This window comes from Pseudogemmobacter blasticus, assembly GCF_003071405.1.
Lineage (GTDB): Bacteria > Pseudomonadota > Alphaproteobacteria > Rhodobacterales > Rhodobacteraceae > Pseudogemmobacter > Pseudogemmobacter blasticus.
Genome location: NZ_CP020470.1, coordinates 1,584,742 through 1,603,416 on the forward strand (window position 1 = coordinate 1,584,742; position 18,675 = coordinate 1,603,416).

Sequence of the window (18,675 nt, forward strand, 5' to 3'; positions counted from 1 at the left end):
ACACCGCAAGAATTGAAACGGGCGCCCCGAGGGGCGCCCGTTTTCATGTCCGGGTCTGGCGCCGCCCCTTACGCCGGGCGGGCCATCATCTCGCGGATCGCCTGGCCGATGCGGCGCACGCCCTCATCCACCGCGGGCTTTTCGTGCAGCGAGAAGCTGAGACGGATGGTGTTGCCGTTGCTGCCATCGGCAAAGAACGCCCGCCCCGGCACGAAGGCCACCTTCTGATGCTTCAGCGCATGGGCCAGCAGTTCGGCGCCGTCAATCGCTTCGGGCAGGGTCAGCCAGACGAACATGCCGCCTTCGGGCCGGGTCCAGGTCACGCCTTCGGGCATTTCCCGCGCCAGCGCCTCAAGCACCAGGCTGCGACGGCGGCCATAGACCTGCCGCAGTTGTTCGACATGGGCGGCGAACACGGTTTCGGCCACCTGCGCGGTGGCGATCTGGTTGATCGTGCTGGAGTGAAGATCGCCCGCCTGTTTCAGCAGGACCAGCCGCTGGATCGCCGCCGAAGCGCCACAGACCCAGCCCACCCGCAGCCCCGGCGCCAGCGTCTTGGAGAACGATCCGCAATAGAGCGTGCGGCAGTTCTCGATGCTGCCGACCCGCGCCTGTTCCAGCGCCAGGATCGGCGGGATCGCCTCGCCTTCATAGCGCAGGTGCTGATAGGCGCCGTCCTCGATCACCGCGATGTCCAGCTCGGCCGCCAGATCCAGCAATTGCTCGCGCCCCGCGCGATCCAGCGTCTCGCCGGTGGGGTTGCCGAAATCGGCCGACAGATAGGCGAACTTGGGCCGCCCGCCGCTGGCCGCCGCCTCGGCCCGCACCTCGGCCGCGCCAAGGTTGCCGTTCAGCCGCAGATAGGCCGGTTCATAGGCATTGAACGCGCCCAGCGCGCCCATGTAGGTGGGCCAGTTCACCAGCGCCGTGTCGCCGGGGCTCAGCAGCAGCTTGCCCAGATAATCCAGCGCCTGTTGCGACCCCGAGGTGATGAAGATGTTTTCCACCCCGCAGACCACACCCAGCCGGCCCATTTCCGCCGCCAGCCAGCGGCGCAGCGGCAGATACCCTTCGCTGACCGAATATTGCAGCGACACCGCCGCAGCCTCGCCGGTCAGGGCACCGGCCAGCGCCTTCTGGTAATCCTCGACCGGGAACAGCGCCGGGTCGGGAATCCCGCCGGCAAAGGAAATGATCTCGGGCTGGTCCAGAAGTTTCAGCAGCTCGCGAATCTCGGATGCCTTCATCCGCGACATCCGCTGCGAAAGGATCGAACCCCAGTCCATGACATGCCTCCGATTTTGCCCGCCCGGCAGAAATCAGCCGCAAGGAAATGTCAACAGGCAACCGGGCCCTCCCCCTTGCCCCCGTGCCCGCATTGCGTCACAGCAGGGGGAAACCCCCAACCCCCGAGGCCGCCATGGACTACTCCAAATCCGGCAATCCGAAAAACGCCAAGGACACCCATCACGCGCTGGACCTGCCCCGCCGCGGTGCCCCCAACGCCAAGCAGACCGAGGCCGAGAAGAAGGCCGCCCTGCTGGCCCGTATGAAGGCCGCCGCCGAAGCCAACAAGAAAGCCTGACCCGATGTCTGCCCTGCACGAAGAGCTTTGCGCCCGTCTGACCCGTTATTGCGCCATCGACACGCAAAGCGACGAAGACAGCGCCAGCTCTCCTTCGACCGAAATCCAGCTTACCCTTGCCCGCCTTCTGGTGCAGGAATTGCAGGAGATCGGCGCGCAGGACGTGCGGCTGACCGAATACGGCGCCGTTCTGGCCACGATCCCCGGCACCGCGCCGGGGCCGGTCATCGGCTTTCTGGCCCATATGGACACCGCGCCGCAGTTCAACGCCACCGGCGTGAAACCGCGGGTGATCCGGGGCTACAACGGCGGCGCCATCACCTTCCCCGACAATCCCGCGCTGGTGCTGACGCCCGAGGTTTCGCCCTATCTGGCCGAAAAGGTGGGCCATGACATCGTGACCGCCTCCGGCACCACCCTGCTGGGCGCCGATGACAAGGCCGGCATCGCCGTGATCCTGACCGCCGCCCGCACGCTGCTGGCCTCGGACAGCCCGCGCCCCACGCTGCGCCTTGCCTTCACCCCGGACGAGGAAATCGGCCGCGGCGTTGACAAGCGCCTGCCCGCCGATCTGGGCGCCGACTTCGCCTATACCTTCGACGGCGGTGCGGTGGGCGAGATCGAATACGAAAGTTTCTCGGCCGATGGGGCGACCGTCACTGTCAAGGGCGTCTCGATCCACCCCGGCACCGCCAAGGGCAAGATGGTCAACGCCATCACGCTGGCGTCAAAGATCATCGCCGCCCTGCCGCAGGCCACCATGCAGCCCGAAGTGACCGACGGGCGCGACGGCTTCATCCATGCCACCGAGATGACCGGCGGGTCGTCCGACATGACCATCAAGTTCATCCTGCGCGACTTTGAACTGGATGGTCTGGCGCAGAAGGGTGAAATCCTGCGCGCCGCCTGCGCCGCCGTGCAGGCGGGCGAACCCCGCGCCGAAATCACCTGCACCATCCGCCCGCAGTATCGCAACATGCGCTACTGGCTGGAAAAGGACATGACGCCGGTCGATCTGGCCCGCGACGCCGCCCGCGATCTGGGGATCGAGCCGGTCTCGGTGCCGATCCGGGGCGGCACCGACGGATCGCGCCTGACGGAAATGGGCGTGCCCTGCCCCAACCTGTTCACCGGGATGCAGGAACTGCACGGCCCGCTGGAATGGATTTCGGTGCAGGACATGGCCCGCGCGACCGAGCTGATGCAGGGCATCGCCCGCCGCGCCGCCCAAGGCTGATGGGCCGCCCGCCCTCGCCCTATCTCGCGCCGGATTTCTATGACAAGGCGCTGGCCGCCGGCCGCCATCGCGACATCGTCGGCGGCCGCTGGTCAGAGACCGCCACGGCGCAGATGGCGCTGCTGCGGGACGAAGGCTTGCAGCCCGGCGACCGGCTGCTTGACATCGGCTGCGGCTGCCTGCGGCTGGGCCACCGCGCCGCCGCCTGGCTGGACCCCGGCCATTACTGGGGCACCGATGCCTCGGGCGCGCTGATGCGCCGGGGGTATGAGGCGGAGCTGGACGAGGCCACCCGCGCCCGGCTGCCCATCGGGAACCTGATCGAGGATGCGGCTTTCGCCTTTCCCGGCGTGCCTGACAGCATCGACATGGCGCTGGCCTTCGCCGTTTTCACCCACCTGCCCGCCGACGCGCTGCCGCCGGCGCTGCACAGCCTGCGCGCCCGCTTTCCCCGGTTGCGCCGGCTGCTGGTCACTCTGTTCCTGGCACCGGACGGGCACAGCGGCCCGCTGCGCCAGCCGGACGGCGTGGTCACCCACCCCGACCGCCCGCCCTGGCACCGCTACGCGGCCGAGGTCGAGGCCGAAGCCCGCGCCGCCGGCTTCGCACCCGAATGGCGCCCCCGCCGCCTGCCGCGCGGCCAGCAGCTTCTGGCGCTCATCCCGGTGTGAGGCCGGGCAAGCGGGGGCGCTGCCCCCGCACCCCCGGGGTATTGGGACCAAGAGGAAGGGGCAAAGGCCGGGGGAATTCCCCACCCCGGCCTGCCTTGACCCCCACCTGCCCCCGGGCGCATCCTGCGGGCCAATGTGATGACCGGAGATTTGGCCCATGCGTTCTGTTCTTCTTGCCACCGCCCTTGCGCTGGCCCCCACATTGGCCTTCGCCGAACGTTCGCCCCTGTCGGCCGAAATCGGCAGCACCGGCATCGCCGCGACCGAGGCGCGCCTTGCCGCGCTGAGCGATCCCACCCCGCCCGACCTTTTCGCGCTGGCCGGGCTGCGGTTCCTGTCGGGCGTTGAACAGGCGCTGCAACTGCGCTGGCAGACCGGGTTGCAGGCCGACTGGTCGGAACTGCCGATCCTGCGCCTGCCGATCCCGCAGAACCCTGCGGCACGGCCCTTCACCTCGGCCGATCTTGCCGCGCTGCTTGACGGGGTTTCAACCAACATGGACGGCGCCCGCAGCGCGCTGGAGACGCTGGGCGAGGCCGATTTCGCGCTGGAAATCGCGCTGTCGGACCTGTGGTTCGACATCAACATGAACGGCGCCCGCGATGAGGGCGAAGGCGTGGGCGATGTCGCCGGGCTGACCTTCGGCGGCAGCCGCGCGGTGGCGGTGGATGTGGCCGATCCGGTGATCCGCTTCGACACCGCCGATGCCGCCTGGCTGTCGGCCTATACGCATTTCCTGTCGTCCTTTGTCAGCGTCGCGCAGGCCTATGACGTGGCCCCGGTGGTGGACCGCATCGCCGCCTCGACCAAGGCGATGAAGGATCTGTGGGGCACCACGCCGCCCGCCAATGCCTATGACATGATGTTCGGCAGCCAGGTGGACCGCGTGGCGATCATCCTGCAGGCGCTGGCGCAGACGCCCGATCCGGCGCTGACCCGCGCCGCGCATACGCATCTGCTGGCCATGATCACCGAAAACCGCCGCTTCTGGGCGCTGGTCAAGGCCGAGACCGACAATCAGGGCGAGTGGGTGCCGAATGACAAGCAGGTTTCGGCCTTGGGCCTGAACACCCCGCCCGGCACCGGCGATCACTGGCTGGCCGTTCTGGCCGAGGCCGAGCGGATGCTGAAGGGCGAGGTGCTGGTGCCGCACTGGCGCTATGGCGCAGAGGCCGGGATCGACATCGCCAAGCTGTTCGAAACCCCGCCGCCGGTGGATCTGATCGCCATGATCCAGGGCGAGGCCTTCCTGCCCTATGCCCGCAAGGGGCCGCAGGCCTCGATGGAGGCGTGGAATGCCTTTGAAGATCTGGTGATGGGCGAAAGTATGCTCTTCGCCGTGTTCCTGAACTGAACATCCACGAATCGCGTTAGCGCTGCCATCGCCACCCTTGCGGCGGTGCGATTCCGCCTTGTGATCACACGTTTTCCAACTGTGATCACAAACGGCATTTTCCCGCCCCGAAAGCCGCCCGAACACATATTTGCGTTTGGTGGCCGGGGCGGTTCCGTGCCAGAACGCCGCCAAAGCGAACGAAGGACGGGACATCTGCGATGAACATCCACGAATATCAGGCCAAGGCGCTGCTGCGCAGCTACGGCATTCCGGTTTCGGACGGTCGCGTCGTGCTCAAGGCCGAAGAGGCCAAGACCGCCGCGGGCGAGCTGGACGGACCGCTCTGGGTGGTCAAGGCGCAGATCCATGCCGGCGGTCGCGGCAAGGGTCACTTCAAGGAAGCCGAAGCCGGCGAGAAGGGCGGGGTCCGGCTGGCCCGAAGCGTGGCCGAAGCCGCCGAATTCGCCCGCCAGATGCTGGGGCGCACGCTTGTCACCATCCAGACCGGCGAAGCGGGCAAGCAGGTGAACCGCATCTACATCGAGGACGGTTCCGACATCGAGCGCGAGCTGTATCTTGCCCTGCTGATCGACCGCAAATCCAGCCGCATCTCGATCGTCTGTTCGACCGAAGGCGGGATGAGCATCGAGGACGTGGCCCATGACACGCCGGAAAAGATTCTGACCATCACCGTCGATCCGGCCACCGGGTTGCAGGATTTCCACGGCCGCCGCGTGGCCTTTGCGCTGGGGCTGACCGGGCCGCAGGTCAAGCAATGCGTCGGCATCGTCAAGAACCTCTACCGGCTGTTCACCGAAAAAGACATGGACATGCTGGAGATCAACCCCTTCTGCGTGCTGAAGGACGGCAATCTCAAGCTGCTGGACGCCAAGATGGGCTTTGACGGCAACGCGATCTACCGTCACCCCGACATCGCCGCCCTGCGCGACGAGACCGAGGAAGACCCGAAGGAACTGGCCGCCTCGAAGTTCGACCTGAACTACATCGCGCTGGATGGCGAAATCGGCTGCATGGTGAACGGCGCCGGTCTGGCGATGGCCACCATGGACATCATCAAGCTCTATGGCGCCGAACCGGCCAACTTCCTGGACGTGGGCGGCGGTGCCAGCAAGGAAAAGGTCACCGAGGCGTTCAAGATCATCACCAGCGACCCGAACGTGAAGGGCATCCTGGTCAACATCTTCGGCGGCATCATGCGCTGCGACATCATCGCGGAAGGCGTGATCGCCGCGGTCAAGGAAGTGGGCCTGAAGGTGCCGCTGGTGGTGCGCCTGGAAGGCACCAACGTGGACCTTGGCAAGAAGATCATCAACGAAAGCGGCCTGAACGTCATCGCGGCAGACGACCTGTCCGACGCGGCCAAGAAGATCGTCAAAGCGGTGAAAGGCTGAAGCGCATGTCCGTTCTCGTCAACAAGAACACCAAAGTCATCTGCCAGGGCTTCACCGGCTCGCAAGGCACTTTCCACAGCGAACAGGCCATTGCCTATGGCACCAAGATGGTCGGCGGCGTGACGCCCGGCAAGGGCGGCACCACCCACCTGGGCCTGCCGGTCTTTGACTCGGTCCATGAGGCGGCCGAACGCACCGGCGCCGATGCCACCGCGATCTATGTGCCGCCGCCCTTTGCCGCGGATTCGATCCTGGAAGCGATCGACGCCGAAATCCCGCTGATCATCTGCATCACCGAAGGCATCCCGGTGCTGGACATGATGCGCGTGAAGCGGGCGCTGATCAATTCCAACTCGCGGCTGATCGGGCCGAACTGCCCCGGCGTGCTGACCCCCGGCGAATGCAAGATCGGCATCATGCCGGGCAGCATCTTCTCGAAAGGGTCGGTCGGGGTCGTGTCGCGCTCCGGCACGCTGACCTATGAGGCCGTGAAACAGACCACCGACGTGGGCCTGGGCCAGACGACCGCCGTGGGCATCGGCGGCGACCCGATCAAGGGCACCGAACATATCGACGTGCTGGAAATGTTCCTGGCCGACCCGGCGACCACCTCGATCATCATGATCGGCGAAATCGGCGGCAGCGCCGAGGAAGAGGCCGCGCAGTTCCTGGCCGATGAAAAGAAGAAGGGCCGCTGGAAGCCCACCGCCGGCTTCATCGCCGGCCGCACCGCCCCCCCCGGCCGCCGCATGGGCCATGCCGGCGCCATCGTGGCCGGCGGCAAGGGCGACGCGGGTTCGAAGATCGAGGCGATGAAATCCGCCGGCATCGTCGTGGCCGACAGCCCCGCCGGTCTGGGCGAAGCCGTGCTGAAGGCGATCAAGGGCTGAGGCCCGCACTTCGGGCGGCCCCGCCGCCCGAGGCCCCGCCCCTTGCGGGCGGCAAGACAGAATGAAGGCAAGGGCGCGGAGGGGAGGCCGCGCCCAAGCCACCTCTCCTCAACACGCCCACTCCCGCAAAGGGCAAGGACCGATGACCGAACAGATCCCCAACAGCCAGTTCCACGCCTCCAGTTTCCTGGATGGCGCGAACGCGGATTACGTCGACCAGCTTCAGGCGCGCTATGCCGCCGATCCGAACAGCGTCGATGCCCAATGGGCCGAGTTCTTCCGCGCCCTGGGCGACAGCGAGCTTGATGCCAAGCGGGCCGCCGAAGGCCCGTCCTGGGCGCGCACCGACTGGCCGCCCGCACCCAGCGATGACCTGACCGCCGCCCTGACCGGCGAATGGGCGGCCTCCGCGCCGGCCAAGGCCGACAGCAAGGCCGCCGCGCAGAAGATTGCCGCCAAGGCCGCCGAACAGGGCGTCAACCTGACCGAGGCACAGCTTCAGCGCGCCGTGGTAGACAGCATCCGCGCGCTGATGATCATCCGCGCCTACCGGATTCGCGGCCACCTGGCCGCCGACCTTGATCCGCTGGGAATGACCGAACGCGGCAACCACCCCGAGCTGGACCCCGCCTCCTACGGCTTCACCGAAGCCGACATGGACCGGCCGATCTTCATCGACAACGTGCTGGGCCTGACCCATGCCTCGATGCGCGAGATCATCGACATCCTCAAGCGCACCTATTGCGGCACCTTTGCCCTGCAATACATGCACATCTCTGACCCGGAACAGGCCGGCTGGCTGAAGGAACGGATCGAAGGCTACGGCAAGGAGATCCAGTTCACCCGGGAAGGCCGCCGCGCCATCCTGAACAAGCTGGTCGAATCCGAAGGGTTCGAGAAGTTCTGCCACGTCAAATACACCGGCACCAAGCGCTTTGGCCTTGATGGCGGCGAGGCGCTGATCCCCGCGCTGGAAGCGATCATCAAGCGCGGCGGCCAGCTTGGGCTGAAGGAAATCATCTTCGGGATGCCGCACCGCGGCCGGCTGAACATCCTCGCCACCGTGCTGCAAAAGCCCTACAAGGCGATCTTCCACGAATTCCAGGGCGGCAGCTACAAGCCCGAGGATGTGGAAGGTTCGGGTGACGTGAAGTATCACCTTGGCGCCTCAAGCGACCGCACCTTCGACGGCAACACCGTCCACCTGTCGCTGACCGCCAACCCCAGCCACCTTGAGGCGGTGAACCCCGTGGTTCTGGGCAAGGTCCGCGCCAAGCAGGACCAGAACGGCGACAGCCCCGATGAGCGGATCACCGTCCTGCCCATCCTGCTGCACGGCGACGCGGCCTTTGCCGGCCAGGGCGTCGTGGCCGAATGCTTCCAGCTTTCGGGCATCAAGGGCCACCGCACCGGCGGCACCATCCATATCGTGGTGAACAACCAGATCGGCTTTACCACCGCGCCGTCGTTCAGCCGCTCGTCGCCCTATCCGACCGACATCGCGCTGATGGTCGAGGCGCCGATTTTCCACGTCAACGGCGATGATCCCGAAGCCGTGGTTCACGCCGCCAAGGTGGCGATCGAGTTCCGCCAGCAGTTCCACAAGGACGTGGTCATCGACATGTTCTGCTATCGCCGCTTCGGTCACAACGAAGGCGACGAGCCGATGTTCACCAACCCGGCGATGTACAACCGCATCCGCAAGCAGAAGACCACGCTGCAGCTTTACACCGAACGTCTGGTGGCCGACGGCCTGATCCCCGAAGGCGAGATCGAGGACATGAAGGCGGCCTTCCAGGCCCGCCTGAATGAAGAATTCGAGGCCGGCAAGAACTTCAAGCCCAACAAGGCCGACTGGCTGGACGGGCGCTGGAAGAACATGCAGCCGAAGGATCTGGAAAACTATCAGCGCGGCGAAACCTTCATCGCCCGCGAGACGATGGACGATCTGGCCACCGGGCTGACCCGCGTGCCCGAAGGCTTTGACCTGCACAAGACCGTGGCCCGCCAGCTTGAGGCCAAGAAGGAAATGTTCCGCTCGGGCAAGGGCTTCGACTGGGCCACGGCCGAGGCGATGGCCTTCGGGTCGCTGCAGACCGAGGGCTTCCCGGTGCGTCTGGCCGGGCAGGACTGTACCCGCGGCACCTTCAGCCAGCGTCATTCGGGCTGGGTCGATCAGACCACCGAGGAACGCTACTACCCGCTGAACCACATCCGCGCCGGTCAGGCCCGGTATGAGGTGATCGACAGCGCCCTGTCGGAATATGCGGTTCTGGGCTTCGAATACGGCTATTCGCTGGCCGAACCGAACGCCCTGACCCTGTGGGAAGCCCAGTTCGGCGACTTCGCCAACGGCGCGCAGATCATGTTCGACCAGTTCATCAACTCGTCGGAATCGAAATGGCTGCGGATGTCGGGCCTTGTGGTGCTGCTGCCGCATGGCATGGAAGGCCAGGGGCCGGAACATTCGTCGGCCCGTCTGGAACGCTTCCTGCAGAACAGCGCGGAAGAGAACTGGATCGTCGCCAACTGCACGACGCCGGCCAACTACTTCCACATCCTGCGCCGCCAGTTGCACCGCGATTTCCGCAAGCCGCTGATCCTGATGACGCCGAAATCGCTGCTGCGTCACCCGATGTGCGTCTCGGATGCCGAAGACTTCCTCAAGCCGTCGTCCTTCCATCGCGTGCTGTGGGACGATGCGCAAAAGGGCCATTCGGAAACCAAGCTGAAGGCGGATGACAAGATCAAGCGCGTCGTGCTGTGCTCGGGCAAGGTCTATTACGACCTGCTGGCCGAACGCGACGCGCGCGGGATCGACGACATCTATCTTCTGCGCATCGAACAGCTTTACCCGGTGCCGACCATTTCGCTGACGGCCGAACTTGCGCGCTTCCCCAAGGCCGAATTCGTCTGGTGCCAGGAAGAGCCGCGCAACCAGGGCGCCTGGTCCTTCATCGAACCGGAACTGGAAACCCTGCTGACCCGTGTCCGCGGCACCACCACCCGCGCCCGCTATGCGGGTCGCGTGGCCGCCGCCGCCCCGGCAACCGGGCTTGCCAGCCGGCACAAGGCCGAACAGACCGCGCTGGTCAACACCGCGCTGACCCTGTGATGCACCGCCGCCCGGGACACGCGCCCCGGGCAGCCCCGACCAACACCCGGGCCACGCGCCCGACCGGAACGAAGTGGCGCCGCATGGCGCGGGAGAGAGACAACGATGACTGACGTGATGGTGCCCGCTCTTGGGGAATCCGTGTCCGAGGCCACCGTGTCCACCTGGTTCAAGAAACCGGGTGACGCCGTGAAGCAGGACGAAATGCTGTGCGAACTGGAAACCGACAAGGTTTCCGTCGAGGTGCCCTCGCCCGTGACGGGCGTGCTGGCCGAAATCCTGGCCCCCGAAGGCGCGACTGTGGCCGCCAACGCCCGGCTGGCCATCGTGACCGAAGGCGCCGCAGCCCCCGCCCCCGCCGCCAAGGCCGAGGCGCCCAAGCCCGCCGCGCCGACGCCGGCCCCTGCCGTGGCCCCCGTGGCGGAAACCGCCGCCTCGCCCTCGGCCCGCAAGGCCATGGCCGAAGCCGGCCTGACCCCGGACCAGGTGCAGGCCACCGGCCGCGACGGCCGCGTGATGAAGGAAGACGTGGCCCGCACCGTGGCCGGCGCCGCCGGCGCTGCCGCTGCGGCCACCGCGCCCGCCCCGGCCCCGGCCGCCATTCCGCGCGCCCCGGTCCCGGCCGACGATGCCGCGCGCGAGGAACGGGTCAAGATGACCCGCCTGCGCCAGACCATCGCCCGCCGCCTGAAGGACGCGCAGAACACCGCCGCCATGCTGACCACCTATAACGAGGTGGACATGTCCGGCATCATGGGCCTGCGCAACGAATACAAGGACGCCTTCGAGAAGAAGCACGGCGTCAAGCTGGGCTTCATGTCCTTCTTTGTGAAGGCCTGCTGCCACGCGCTGAAGGAAGTGCCCGAGGTCAACGCCGAAATCGACGGCACCGATGTTGTCTACAAGAACTACGTCCACATGGGCGTGGCCGTCGGCACGCCGTCGGGCCTTGTGGTGCCGGTGGTGCGCGACGCTGACCAGATGGGTTTTGCCGCCATCGAGAAGAAGATCGCCGAACTGGGCGTCCGAGCCCGCGACGGCAAGCTGTCGATGGCCGAAATGCAGGGCGGCAGCTTCACCATCTCGAACGGCGGGGTCTATGGCTCGCTGATGTCCTCGCCGATCCTGAACCCGCCGCAATCGGGCATCCTGGGCATGCACAAGATCCAGGATCGCCCGGTGGTGGTGAATGGCCAGATCGTCATCCGCCCGATGATGTATCTTGCCCTCAGCTACGATCACCGCATCGTTGACGGCAAGGGCGCCGTGACCTTCCTCGTCCGCGTGAAAGAGGCCCTGGAAGACCCGCGCCGCCTGCTGATGGATCTGTAAGATCAAATCCCTCTGTCCCGCCCCGCGACCCGAACCTTCGGTCGCCGGGCGGGACGGCCCCACCGCGCGAGGCACGCCATGACCGCCGCCCCTTCCGCAGCGCGGCGCGGACTGACAGGACGCACAGCCCTTGTCGCCGCCGCCCTCGCCGTTGCCCTGCCCCTGACGGCCGTGGCCTATACCAAGGCCGCCGCCCGCCTTTTGCCCGGCACGCCGCCCGCCATGGCGCCGGCTGACCGGCAGGCCGATCTGGTGCTGGTGGAAAAATCCGCCCGCCGCCTGACGCTGCTGCGCAATGGCCAGCCGCTGGCCGAATACCGCATTTCGCTGGGAGCAGCCGCCGATGCCGGCCCCAAGGCGCAAGAAGGCGATGAACGCACGCCCGAAGGCCGCTACCGGATCGACTGGCGCAATCCGTCTTCGGTCGCGCATCTCAGCCTGCATATCTCTTACCCCGACGCGGCAGATGCCGCCCGCGCCGAAGCGGCCGGTGTCGCCCCCGGCGGCAACATCATGATCCACGGCCTGCCGAACGGCTGGGGCTTCCTTGGCAACCTGCACCTGCTGGCAGACTGGACCGATGGCTGCATCGGCGTGACCAATGCCGAAATGCAGGCTATCTGGTCACAAGTCCCCGATGGCACCCTGATCGAGATCCGCGCATGACCCCCGACCGTGCCACCACCGCCCTGTCACCTTCTGTTAACCAGTTACTGGAAATCTGATGTCATTCTCTCTCAAGCCGCTCACCCTCGGTCTTGCCCTTGCCGCGCTTGTCATGGGCTGTGTCTCAACAGCCCCCTCCCCTGCGCTTGACGCCAGCGCATCCACCACGACGTTTTCGTTTACCCGCGAGGCGCTGCACCGTGGCGTGAAGCGGGGAGGAAGCGTTGATGTCGAACCTTCCCTCCAGACCCACAAATATCAGGTGGCTTGCCTCAATGGCACCGGAAGCACCACCGCGGCGGCCCGGTTCAAGAAAGCCACCGCGATCATCAACCGCACGCAGCCTCAGGTTTATGAAAGCTTCATGGGAGACTCGCATCAGACGCGGGACATGATCCGCGACGCGAACGCCCAGATCGTCACCCAGGTCGGCTGTCAGGTCGTCGGGCTTGATCGCAGGGTTGTCACGCATGATACGATGCAACTGTTCAGGTGGGCCCACAAACGCAATGTCCTCCCTCAGGCCATCGGGGTGAATTGACAGTTTCGGGCCACCATCGTCATGCTGGTGGCCCACCAGACACCTTCACCGGCAGCGTTCATCGTTCTCAGACAGGCGCTCAGGCAAGTTCACGTCAGAAACATGGGTATCCCCCTCTGCTAAAGGCCCCGAATGACCCCCGAACTCACCGTTCTTGCCCTGTGTGGCCTGCTGCAGATGGCCCAATTCGCGCTGTTCGCCGTTCCGGCGAACCTTGAACTGGGCACGCGCTATACCTCCAGCCCGCGCGACAAGCCGCCCGAACACGGGCTGTCCACCCGCACCGGGCGGCTGCAACGCGCCATGAACAACCATTTCGAGGCGCTGATCCTGTTCACCCTTGCGGTGGTGGTGGTCACCCTGTCGGGCCAGTCCTCGGTGGTGACGCAAACCGCTGCCTGGGTGTTCCTTGCCGCCCGCATCCTTTATGTTCCCGCCTATGCCTATGGCTGGCGGCCGTGGCGTTCGGCCATCTGGGCGGCGGGGTTCTTCGCCACCCTTGTGCTGCTGCTGGCCGCCCTGTTCTGACCTGTCCGTAACCTGCAAAGGCCCGTCCGATGCCCCGCCCCGCGACCCTGTTCTTTCCCGCCCCTGCGTCCGATGCCGCGCAGCGCCTTGCCCGCGCCGCCGCCTTCCGCGCCGCCACCGGCACGGCCTTCGCCAGCGATGCCGCGGCGCTTGGCTTCCTGTCGGGCGTGTTCCTGCCCCGCTCGGGCCGCTGGGCCTATGCCGCCACGCCCAAGGCGGCGTCGTCCTCGCTCAAGCGGCTGCTGTTCGAACTGGAATTCGGCCTGCCCCTGCCCGGTGACGTGACCGATGCCGAAGACCCCAACGGCGACGCCCCGGCGACCCGCGTCCTGTCATCGCGGCTGATCTGCCCGCTGTGGGAACTGGACGATCCCGCCGCCGCCCTGTCGGGCGCGCTGCGCATCACCGCGGTGCGCGACCCGGAACTGCGGGCGATCTCGGGGTTCAAGCACATCTGCCGGTCGCATGTGCTGAAGCACGTTCCCTATTACACCGACCGGCTGCACATCTCGGCGCTGACGGGCCTGAACTGGGCCAAGGAAAGCTATCGCCCCTCGGGGTTCGAGAAGTTCCTTGAATTCATCGCCGCCTGCTATGCCGACAACCGCGCCGATCTGGTTGATCCGCACTGGCAGCGCCAGGTTGACAGCATCATGCCGCAGGTGTTCCGCCCCGACCTGATCGCCCATGTCGAAGACCTCAACCCCTTCCTGCATCAGATCGCTGACCGGCTGGGGGCCCCCCTGCCGCAGGATTTCGTCATGCCGCACAGCAACGCCAGCCCCGACCAGACCGGGCGCGAGCTGATCACCCCCCGCGCGGCCGAACTGATCCGCCAGATCTATGCCGCCGATTATGCCGCTTTCGGCTATTCGACCGAGATCGGCCCTTTCCCTGAACCCCCGACCGGGCAGCCCTGAGCGCAAGACGCAAGCAAGACGCCCGGAAGACGCAAAGAAGACATCCGAATCCGAAGGAACCGACCCATGGCAGAGTTTGACGTGATCATCATCGGCGCGGGCCCCGGCGGCTATGTCGCCGCCATCCGCGCCGCCCAACTGGGCCTGAAAACCGCCTGTGTCGAGGCGCGCGAAACCCTGGGCGGCACCTGCCTGAACGTGGGCTGCATCCCGTCGAAGGCGCTGCTGAACGCGACGCATCAGTTGCACGAAGTGCATGAAAACTTTGAAAAGATGGGCCTGATGGGCGCCAAGCCCACGGTCGATTGGGACCGGATGCTGCGCTACAAGGACGATGTGATCGCCGGCAACACCAAGGGCATCGAATTCCTGTTCAAGAAGAACAAGGTAACCTGGCTGAAAGGCTGGGGCTCGATCCCGGCGCCGGGCCAGGTCAAGGTTGGTGACGAGGTTCACACCGCGAAAAACATCGTGATTGCAACGGGTTCCGAGGCCTCGGTCCTGCCCGGCATCACCGTCGATGAAGAAGTGATCGTCACCTCGACCGGCGCGCTGGCCCTGCCGAAGATCCCGAAGTCGATGGTCGTCATCGGTGCCGGCGTGATCGGGCTGGAAATGGGCAGCGTCTATGCCCGGCTTGGCGCCGAGGTGACGGTGGTCGAATATCTGGACGCCATCACCCCCGGCATGGATGCCGAAGTGGCCAAATCCTTCCAGCGCATCCTGCAGAAGCAGGGCCTGAAGTTCGTGCTGGGCGCCGCCGTGCAGGTGGTCGAGAAAACCGCGAAAGGCGCCAAGGTCACCTGGAAGCTGCGCAAGGACGACAGCGCCGGCGAGATCGAGGCCGATGTCGTTCTGGTGGCAACCGGCCGCCGGCCCTATACCGCCGGCCTCGGGCTTGAGGCGCTTGGCGTCGAGATGGGCCCGCGCGGCACCGTCAAGACCGACGACCACTTCCGCACCAGCGTTCCCGGCCTTTATGCCATCGGCGACGCCATCGCCGGCCCGATGCTGGCCCACAAGGCCGAGGATGAGGGCATGGCCGTGGCCGAGATCATGGCCGGCAAGTACGGCCATGTGAATTACGGCGTGATCCCCGGCGTCGTCTACACCACCCCCGAAGTGGCCGCCGTGGGCCTGACCGAAGAACAGCTCAAGGACCAGGGCCGCGCCTACAAGGTGGGCAAGTTCAGCTTCATGGCCAACGCCCGCGCGAAGGCCGTGTTCCAGGGCGAAGGCTTCGTCAAGATGCTGGCCGACAAGGAAACCGACCGCATCCTTGGCTGTCATATCATCGGCCCGGGTGCCGGCGACCTGATCCATGAAATCTGTGTCGCCATGGAATTCGGTGCCGCGGCGCAAGACATAGCGCTGACCTGCCACGCCCACCCGACCTATTCGGAAGCGGTGCGCGAAGCCGCCCTTGCCTGCGGCGACGGCGCGATCCACGCCTGAAAACAGCGAAAGCCCTTGCGGGCTTTCATCTGTCTTCAAATATCCCGGGGGTCCGGGGGCAGCGCCCCCGGCCCTTTGATTCAGTGCACCGGCTGGATGAAGGTGCCGTTGCGCAATTCGGCAAAGGCCTGCCCCAGTTCGGCCTCGGTGTTCATCACGATCGGCCCGGCCCAGGCCACCGGCTCTTCGATCGGCGCCCCGCTGACCAGCAGGAAGCGCACGCCTTCCGGCCCCGCCGTCACCGTCACCGTATCGCCATCGCCAAAGCGCACCAGCGTACGGTTGCCCGACAGATCGCGGATATTGACCTCGCGGCCGGCCACTTCCTTTTCCAGCCGCACGCCTTGCGGGGCGGCCGCATCGTCAAACCGGCCCGCGCCTTCAAAGACATAGGCAAAGGCCCGGCGGCGGGTATCGACGCGGAATTCCTTGCGCTTGCCCGGCGCCACGAAGACATCCAGATACTGCGGATCGGCCGCGATGCCATCGACCGGGCTTTTCACGCCGCGATAATCCCCGATCACCACCCGAAGGCTGCTGCCGTCATCCTCATGCCGTTCGGGCAGTTCCACGCCGGGAATGTCCTGATAGCGCGGGTCGGTCATCTTCAGCGCCTTGGGCAGGTTGCCCCAAAGCTGAAAGCCGTGCATCCGCCCCTGCGCATCGCCCTTGGGCATTTCCTGATGCAAAATCCCCCGGCCCGCCGTCATCAGTTGCAGGCTGCCCGGCCCCAGGATGCCCCGGTTGCCCAGCGAATCACCATGCTCCACCGTGCCGGCCAGAACATAGGTGATGGTCTCGATCCCCCGGTGCGGGTGCCATGGGAAGCCCGCGCTGTAATCGCGCGGATGATCGCCGCGGAAATCGTCGAACAACAGGAACGGATCGGCCTCGGTCGGGTCCTGGAACCCGAAGGCACGGTGAAGATGAACGCCCGCGCCCTCGATATGCGGTTGGGCGCGGCGGGTTTCCAGAACGGGACGGAACGACATGGCCGGTCTCCTTGGAAGGGGTTTCGTTGCGGCCAAGATGGGGCGTTTCCGGCGTCTCGCCAATACGCAGGCGCACAAGCCGACTGTGCAGAAATGCAGAACTGGCACCGCCAGCCTTGCCCCGGAACGCCGGTTCCCCTTAGCCCGACAGGTGCCGCAGCCCCTGAATCACATCGGTCCGCACCGCCAGACGCAGCCCCGGCTCATCGCCCGCCCGCAACGCGGCCAGGATCATCCGGTGGTGGGTGGGCGGGTCGCGCCGGTTCAGCCGGGCATAGACGGCGCGCATCGTGGGGCCCAGTTGCAGCCAAACCGTCTCGGTCAGCGCCAGCATCGCCGGGGTCTGCGCCCGCAGGTACAGGGTGCGGTGAAACTCAAGGTTGGTGCGGACATAGGCCACCGCATCCTGCCGCACCGCCGCCTCGGTGTTCTGTGCGTTGATTGCCGCCAACCGCTCGATCAGGGCGAAATGCGCCCGCGGCAGCGCCCGAGAGGCCATCTCCGGCTCCAGCAGCGCCCGCACCGCCGCCAGCTCCTCGATCCGCTCGGGCGAAAGCTCGGGCGTCGAGATCCGGCCCGACGAAGACAGCGTCAGCGCCCCTTCGGCCACCAGCCGCCGCACCGCTTCGCGCGCGGGCGTCATCGACACGCCGAACTGCCGCGCCAACCCCCGCAGCGTCAGCGACAGGCCGGGTGTCAGCTCGCCGTGCATCACCTGCTGGCGCAGCGTGCGATACAGCCGCTCATGGGCGGCCAGATCGGGCAAGGTGGGGCGGGGCGGCGTAGGCATGACGCAGGGAAGCAAAGCGCCGCCCGGGGGTCAATCCCCGAAGCGCAGCCGGTGCAGATCCTGCCCGTGGCTGCGCAGCCAGGCCCGCTCGCGCTGCCAGCCGGGGAAGATGCGCCCCACCACCGCCCAATAGGCCGGGGAATGGTTCATCTCGACCAGATGCGCCACCTCATGCGCGGCCACATAGTCCAGCACCGAAGCCGGCGCGAGAATCAGCCGCCAAGAATACATCAGCCGCCCGTCCGGGCTGCATGATCCCCAGCGGGACCGCGTGTCGCGCAGGGCCAGCCCGGTGAAGCCGCGCCCCACCTGCGCGGCATAGCGTGTTGAGGCCGCGGCCAGCCGGTCACGCGCCAGCGCCTTGAGCCAGGCCCCCGCCCGCACCCCGGCCTGCGCCGGATCACCCGGCACCAGCAGCGCCCCGCCTTCAACCCGCACCGCCCGGCCTGTGGCCGCCTGCACCAGCCGCAGCGGCACCCCTTCCACAGGTACCAGACTGCCAAGCCCCACCCGCTCGCCGGCGGCCTCGGGCATGGTGGCCAGCGTCTCGCGCAGCCAGCCTTCCTGTGCGGTCAGGAATCCCATCGCATCGGAGTCGCGCGCCCGCTGCGGCAGGGTCAGCGTGACCTTGCCATCCAGCCGCGACACCCGCAGCGAAAACCGCCGCGCCTGCGCGGAGCGGCGCAAATGAACCTCGACCGGCGGATTTCCCGGCAAAACCGGCATTCTTTCCCCTTGCAAAACCGTGCCGCAGCGCGCATCTCGCCCGGCATGACAAAGGCTTTGACAGCCGCCCGCAGCTATGGCAAGGGGCGGCTTTCCGATTGCCCGAACCAATGGCCCGAACTGAAGGGACGATACCCATGCCCAAGCAAGAATGGGGCACCAAGCGCATCTGCCCGACGACCGGCAAGCGCTTCTACGACCTGAACCGCACCCCCGTTGTCAGCCCCTACACGGGCGAGGTGGTGGATATCGAATCTGCGCGCCGCAAGATGGCCGCCGCGGTGATCAGCCGGGTCGTGCCTGACAAGGACGACACGCTGGTCGAAGACCTGGAAGCCGATGACGATCTGCTCGGCGCCGCCGTCGCGGATGACACCGAGATCGACGATGATCTGCTGGAAGACGACGCTGACGACAACGTCTCGCTCGACGATCTGGCCGATGTCGCGGCCGATGAGGAAGACGTCTGACAACTTCGC

The 18,675-nt window shown here is 66.5% G+C and carries 17 protein-coding genes and 1 pseudogene; 14 read left to right on the forward strand and 4 right to left on the reverse strand.

Translation table 11 applies throughout. The features are described 5' to 3' along the window. Positions 1-68 precede the first annotated feature (68 nt). Positions 69-1,286, reverse strand: a complete 1,218-nt coding sequence (locus B6K69_RS07655) for an aminotransferase-like domain-containing protein (RefSeq protein WP_108643358.1) — start codon at positions 1,284-1,286, stop codon at positions 69-71. A 134-nt stretch (positions 1,287-1,420) separates the two neighbouring features. Between B6K69_RS07655 and B6K69_RS18145 the strand changes: the two genes are divergently transcribed. The 13 genes and pseudogenes from B6K69_RS18145 to lpdA all read left to right on the forward strand — a co-directional run bounded on the left by B6K69_RS18145 (position 1,421) and on the right by lpdA (position 15,688). Beyond that, the gene (locus tag B6K69_RS18145; RefSeq protein ID WP_164681908.1) at positions 1,421-1,585 is read left to right on the forward strand and encodes a hypothetical protein; all 165 of its coding nucleotides are present in this window, start codon (positions 1,421-1,423) and stop codon (positions 1,583-1,585) included. Positions 1,586-1,589: 4 nt separating this feature from the next. Beyond that, the gene (gene pepT, locus B6K69_RS07660; protein ID WP_108643359.1) at positions 1,590-2,822 is read left to right on the forward strand and encodes a peptidase T; all 1,233 of its coding nucleotides are present in this window, start codon (positions 1,590-1,592) and stop codon (positions 2,820-2,822) included. Continuing rightward, positions 2,822-3,493 (forward strand): class I SAM-dependent methyltransferase, encoded by a 672-nt coding sequence (locus B6K69_RS07665; protein WP_228156835.1) that lies wholly within the window; start codon positions 2,822-2,824, stop codon positions 3,491-3,493. The genes pepT and B6K69_RS07665 overlap by 1 nt, the downstream gene beginning before the upstream one ends. A gap of 157 nt (positions 3,494-3,650) precedes the next feature. Further along, positions 3,651-4,847, forward strand: a complete 1,197-nt coding sequence (locus B6K69_RS07670) for a hypothetical protein (RefSeq protein WP_108643360.1) — start codon at positions 3,651-3,653, stop codon at positions 4,845-4,847. Between the two features lie 200 nt (positions 4,848-5,047). Then, positions 5,048-6,241, forward strand: coding sequence for an ADP-forming succinate--CoA ligase subunit beta (gene sucC / locus B6K69_RS07675; protein WP_108643361.1), 1,194 nt, complete (start codon positions 5,048-5,050; stop codon positions 6,239-6,241). A gap of 5 nt (positions 6,242-6,246) precedes the next feature. Further along, complete coding sequence (gene sucD, locus B6K69_RS07680) at positions 6,247-7,131, forward strand: succinate--CoA ligase subunit alpha (RefSeq protein ID WP_107674668.1); 885 nt, start codon at positions 6,247-6,249, stop codon at positions 7,129-7,131. 142 nt (positions 7,132-7,273) lie between these two features. Further along, positions 7,274-10,246, forward strand: a complete 2,973-nt coding sequence (locus B6K69_RS07685) for a 2-oxoglutarate dehydrogenase E1 component (RefSeq protein WP_108643362.1) — start codon at positions 7,274-7,276, stop codon at positions 10,244-10,246. Positions 10,247-10,294: 48 nt separating this feature from the next. After that, positions 10,295-11,578, forward strand: a pseudogene (odhB, locus tag B6K69_RS07690) (2-oxoglutarate dehydrogenase complex dihydrolipoyllysine-residue succinyltransferase); the annotation flags it as partial. A 78-nt stretch (positions 11,579-11,656) separates the two neighbouring features. Then, on the forward strand, positions 11,657-12,244 hold the full coding sequence (locus B6K69_RS07695; RefSeq protein WP_108643363.1) for a L,D-transpeptidase family protein: 588 nt from the start codon (positions 11,657-11,659) through the stop codon (positions 12,242-12,244). Between the two features lie 58 nt (positions 12,245-12,302). Beyond that, positions 12,303-12,785, forward strand: coding sequence for a hypothetical protein (locus B6K69_RS07700; RefSeq protein WP_108643364.1), 483 nt, complete (start codon positions 12,303-12,305; stop codon positions 12,783-12,785). A gap of 132 nt (positions 12,786-12,917) precedes the next feature. Continuing rightward, positions 12,918-13,313, forward strand: coding sequence for an MAPEG family protein (locus tag B6K69_RS07705; RefSeq protein WP_108643365.1), 396 nt, complete (start codon positions 12,918-12,920; stop codon positions 13,311-13,313). A gap of 29 nt (positions 13,314-13,342) precedes the next feature. Continuing rightward, complete coding sequence (locus B6K69_RS07710; RefSeq protein WP_108643366.1) at positions 13,343-14,233, forward strand: sulfotransferase family 2 domain-containing protein; 891 nt, start codon at positions 13,343-13,345, stop codon at positions 14,231-14,233. A gap of 66 nt (positions 14,234-14,299) precedes the next feature. After that, positions 14,300-15,688 carry a dihydrolipoyl dehydrogenase gene (gene lpdA, locus B6K69_RS07715; protein ID WP_108643367.1) on the forward strand — a complete coding sequence of 463 codons (1,389 nt, stop codon included), beginning with the start codon at positions 14,300-14,302 and terminating at the stop codon, positions 15,686-15,688. Between the two features lie 80 nt (positions 15,689-15,768). Here lpdA and B6K69_RS07720 read toward each other — a convergent pair whose 3' ends face one another. From B6K69_RS07720 to B6K69_RS07730, 3 genes are all read right to left on the reverse strand, one after another. Next, the gene (locus tag B6K69_RS07720) at positions 15,769-16,680 is read right to left on the reverse strand and encodes a pirin family protein (RefSeq protein WP_108643368.1); all 912 of its coding nucleotides are present in this window, start codon (positions 16,678-16,680) and stop codon (positions 15,769-15,771) included. A gap of 139 nt (positions 16,681-16,819) precedes the next feature. Beyond that, on the reverse strand, positions 16,820-17,470 hold the full coding sequence (locus B6K69_RS07725; RefSeq protein WP_107673887.1) for a GntR family transcriptional regulator: 651 nt from the start codon (positions 17,468-17,470) through the stop codon (positions 16,820-16,822). 30 nt (positions 17,471-17,500) lie between these two features. Further along, a complete protein-coding gene (locus B6K69_RS07730) occupies positions 17,501-18,196 on the reverse strand; it encodes a M48 family metallopeptidase (RefSeq protein WP_108643369.1) in 696 nt (231 codons plus the stop codon). 137 nt (positions 18,197-18,333) lie between these two features. Between B6K69_RS07730 and B6K69_RS07735 the strand changes: the two genes are divergently transcribed. Continuing rightward, complete coding sequence (locus B6K69_RS07735) at positions 18,334-18,666, forward strand: TIGR02300 family protein (RefSeq protein WP_107673889.1); 333 nt, start codon at positions 18,334-18,336, stop codon at positions 18,664-18,666. Positions 18,667-18,675: the final 9 nt, after the last annotated feature.